Source organism: Pseudomonas sp. GM24 (assembly GCF_000282235.1).
In the GTDB taxonomy this organism is placed as follows: Bacteria; Pseudomonadota; Gammaproteobacteria; order Pseudomonadales; family Pseudomonadaceae; genus Aquipseudomonas.
Map to the genome: position 1 here is coordinate 1 of NZ_AKJR01000184.1, position 3,840 is coordinate 3,840.

Annotated in this window: 4 protein-coding genes; 3 read left to right on the forward strand and 1 reads right to left on the reverse strand. The window is 58.3% G+C overall.

Going from position 1 to position 3,840, the window contains the following annotated elements; all coding sequences use genetic code 11:
• Nucleotides 1–159 precede the first annotated feature (159 nt).
• Both PMI23_RS20055 and PMI23_RS20060 read left to right on the forward strand, forming a co-directional pair.
• Entirely contained in the window at nucleotides 160–1,134 is a 975-nt protein-coding gene (locus PMI23_RS20055) for a 2-hydroxyacid dehydrogenase (RefSeq protein WP_007950087.1), read from the forward strand.
• A gap of 147 nt (nucleotides 1,135–1,281) precedes the next feature.
• Nucleotides 1,282–1,791 carry a DUF2165 family protein gene (locus PMI23_RS20060; protein ID WP_007914127.1) on the forward strand — a complete coding sequence of 170 codons (510 nt, stop codon included), beginning with the start codon at nucleotides 1,282–1,284 and terminating at the stop codon, nucleotides 1,789–1,791.
• Between the two features lie 19 nt (nucleotides 1,792–1,810).
• Here the strand turns inward: PMI23_RS20060 and PMI23_RS20065 are convergent, their stop codons facing one another.
• Nucleotides 1,811–2,713: a DMT family transporter gene (locus tag PMI23_RS20065; protein ID WP_007914130.1), complete on the reverse strand. Its 903-nt coding sequence runs from the start codon at nucleotides 2,711–2,713 to the stop codon at nucleotides 1,811–1,813.
• 138 nt (nucleotides 2,714–2,851) lie between these two features.
• On the opposite strand from PMI23_RS20065, the gene PMI23_RS20070 reads away from it, so the two are divergent.
• Nucleotides 2,852–3,727, forward strand: a complete 876-nt coding sequence (locus tag PMI23_RS20070; RefSeq protein WP_007914139.1) for an AraC family transcriptional regulator — start codon at nucleotides 2,852–2,854, stop codon at nucleotides 3,725–3,727.
• Nucleotides 3,728–3,840 lie beyond the last annotated feature (113 nt).

Here is a 3,840-nt window from a genome sequence, read left to right on the forward strand (position 1 = left end):
GTGAGTCGCCGTAAGGGCGAAACCCTAAGCCGCCGTCACCGCAGCAACGGATATACACCCAAAACCCCAAGAACATGGTCGGCCCAGAGGCCGCCAAGACAACCCCAAGCCAGAAATGTTAGCGTGCTTGGTATCAAGCCCGAACAAGAGCCAACAACGATGAAAAAGACTGTCCTGGCCTTCAGCCGCATCACCCCGCCCATGATCGAACGCCTGCAACAAGAGTTCGACGTCATCGTCCCAAATCCAAAGAACGGCGACATCAACGCCCAATTCAACGAAGCCCTGCCCCACGCCCACGGCCTCATCGGCGTCGGCCGCAAACTCGGCCAGGCGCAACTCGAAACCGCCACAAAACTGGAAGTGGTCTCCAGCGTCTCCGTCGGCTACGACAACTACGACCTCGACTACTTCAACCAACGCGGGATCATGCTCACCAACACCCCCGACGTGCTCACCGAAAGCACCGCCGACCTCGCCTTCGCCCTGATCATGAGCAGCGCCCGCCGCGTCGCCGAACTCGACGCCTGGACCAAGGCCGGCCAGTGGCAAGCCAGCGTCGGCGCCCCACTGTTCGGCTGTGACGTCCACGGTAAAACCCTCGGCATTGTCGGCATGGGCAACATCGGCGCCGCCGTCGCCCGCCGTGGCCGCTTCGGTTTCAACATGCCGATTATCTACAGCGGCAACAGCCGCAAGACCGAACTGGAACAGGAACTCGGCGCGCAATTTCGCAGCCTCGATCAACTGCTCGCCGAAGCCGATTTCGTTTGCCTGGTGGTGCCGCTCAGCGACAAGACCCGCCACCTGATCAGCCATCGCGAACTGGCGCTGATGAAACCCGACGCCATCCTGGTGAACATCTCACGTGGCCCGGTCGTCGATGAACCGGCGTTGATCGAAGCCCTGCAAAACAAGCGCATTCGTGGCGCCGGCCTCGACGTCTACGAAAAAGAACCGCTGGCCGAATCACCGCTGTTCCAATTGAGTAACGCCGTGACCCTGCCGCACATCGGCTCGGCGACGAATGAAACCCGCGAAGCCATGGCCAATCGTGCGCTGGGCAATCTGCGTAGTGCCCTGCTCGGCGAACGCCCGCAGGATCTGGTCAACCCGCAAGTCTGGCGCGGATAAAAAAACACGGGCAAGTGCGTTATCGCACTTGCCCGTTAGTTACGCGTTACACAACTTGAAATTGAACAAAAAAGCCAATCAAACAACAGCATTATAAGCTCTGCCTGCCTGTCGAATAATCGACAAACGCTATGGAGAGCCAATACCTTGAACACCCTGACAACCGACAGACTCATTCGTTACAGCAAAGTCATATTAATGGCTTACATCAGCTTCTTTGGCGTGCTGGTGATGATCCACAACTTTACCGACTACAATTCAAACTACACCTACGTGGCGCATATCCTGAGTATGGACACCACCACGGCCAGTGAAACCATCAAGTACCGAGCCATTGAATCACCGATGATCCATCACCGGATCTACTGGTTCATCATCACGCTGGAAGTCACGTATACCGTGCTGTGCCTGATAGGCACGTATCAGCTATATCGCCACATAAATGCGTCCGCAGAAGTATTCCACGAGGCAAAAAAGTTCTCGATCATGGGTATACTGGCGGCAATCTTCATTTATTACGTCTGTTTGCAAACCGTGGGTGTGGAATGGTTCGACATGGACACTTCGCAATCATGGAATGCCAAGGACTGGGCGCGACATATCGTTGATTTCATCTTCCCGGTAATGATTTACATCACCTTGAAAGTCGAGCGCTGAAGTTCAGCGCTCGTTTATTTCAAGCCAACTTTCCCTGTACTGGCGCCACGACCACCTTGGGTTTGCGGAACACCAACACATTGCCCAGCATCACTAACACCAGACCGACCAGCGCCGGCGCTGTCCACTGATAACCTTCAGCAAAAGCCGAGACGTTCAGCGCCACGACCGGAAACAGCACGGTGCAGTAAGCCGCACGCTCCGGACCCATGCGCCCGACCAGCGTGAGATACGCGGTGAAGCCGATGACCGAACCGGGAATCACCAGATAGAGCAACGCACCGACGTAACGCGGACTCCAATCCATATCGAACGGAATACCTTTGACCAGACACCACACCGACAGCATCGCCGCGCCGTAGGCCATACCCCAGGCATTGGTGGTCAGCGGTTTGAGGCCGGCCTTCTGCTGCAGGCTCGAGAGCATGTTGCCAGCCGAAAAACACAACGTGCCGCACAACGCCAGGCCGAGACCGAGCAAGGTTTGCGGACTAGCCTGATGCCCCGCCAGTTCCGGCCAGAACAGCATGCCCAGGCCAAACAGGCCCAACGCACCGCCCATCAGCACATTGCGCGCAATGCGCTGGCCGAAGAACACCCGCGCATTCAGCGCGTTCCACAACGTTGCGGTCGAAAATACTACCGCGACCAGACCACTGGGAATCCACTGACTGGCGGTCAGGAAGCACATGAAGTTGACGCAGAACAGACACAAGCCCTGAGCCACGCAGATCAGATGCCCGCGACGGTTCATCGGTTGCAGGCGACGGCTGAGCAGCAACAGCGCAAACAGCACCAGCGCGGCGAGGCCGAAGCGATAGACGATCGATACGGGAATCGCCACCACGCCCAGTTGCCATTTCAGGGCAATCCAGGTGGTGCCCCAGATCAGCACGGTCAACAAATACAACGACAGGTTCATGGCGACACTCCTCGATAGGCCTTGAGTGTCTGCCCGAGCCCGGTTTGCGCGCTTGCAGAATCTTGCGCTTTTGTCTGGCGGCAGGCTGGCAGCAAGACGTCTACGGAGTAGGATGCAAGGCGTTGAAGAGAACCGATCATGGCCGCCATCGATACCCTGCAAGTCTTTCAAGCGTTGAACAGCTCGCCGAACGCACGCCTTGTGCACAGCGCCGAGCTCGGTGACGGCTTGTCTGCGGCTTTGTGGACCAACCACCACGATGCGCAGGATTATGAAGCGCCGAGCCATCACACCCTGTCCTGCTACATCGCCGGTGGCACCGGTACCTTTCGTCGCGATCAACCCGGTCAGAAAGGCGGGCCGGACAAGCTGTGCATCCTCCCGGCCGATCACGAGTCAGGCTGGGTGATCAACGGTGATATCCGCTTGGCGCATCTGTATTTCAGCGCCGAACAATTTGCCCTCGGTTGCGTCACGTTGCTCGATCGCGAACCGCGTGAGATGCAGTTGCGCGAGCAGACGTTTCTCGAAGATCCACAACAGGCGCAGCGCTTCCGGCAGTTGCTGACGCTGAATTGGGACGAACCTGCCGAACGCTTGCTGACCAGCAGCCTCGCCCATGAATTGATCAACCATACCTTGCTCAGCCAGGTGGGTGCGCGTCAGGGTTTGCGTTTGAAGGGTGGATTGGCGCCGCACCAGCGTCGGCAACTGGTGGATTTTATCGACACTCAGTTGGCCGAGCCGATCAGCCTCGGACAATTGGCCGGGTTGTGTGCCCTGTCGGAATACCACTTTGCGCGGATGTTTCGCACCAGTTTCGGCCTGCCGCCGCACCAATACGTGCTGGCGCGACGCTTGAGCCGGGCGCGGGAGTTGTTGCGCGGGACGGCGTTGCCGTTGGGTGAGATTGCACTGGCGTGCGGGTTTGCCAGCGCGAGTCATTTCACCAATCGGTTCAAGCAGGTTCTGGGCGGGACGCCGGGCGATTATCGGCAGGCGTTTTTGCGTTGAGCCCTTTTCCCCTCACCCCAGCCCTCCCGAAACGTCGGACCGCCCGTAGGGAGAGGGGGCCGATTGGGGGATGCTCGAGCTTTACACCGACCTGAAAGTGCTCTTCTGAATCC

What these genes read in the sequence shown, in the direction of transcription:
- PMI23_RS20055 (WP_007950087.1), top strand. Translation starts at nt 160, where the DNA reads ATGAAAAAGACTGTCCTGGCCTTCAGCCGCATCACCCCGCCCATGATC.
- PMI23_RS20065 (WP_007914130.1), bottom strand. Translation starts at nt 2,713, where the DNA reads ATGAACCTGTCGTTGTATTTGTTGACCGTGCTGATCTGGGGCACCACC.
- PMI23_RS20070 (WP_007914139.1), top strand. Translation starts at nt 2,852, where the DNA reads ATGGCCGCCATCGATACCCTGCAAGTCTTTCAAGCGTTGAACAGCTCG.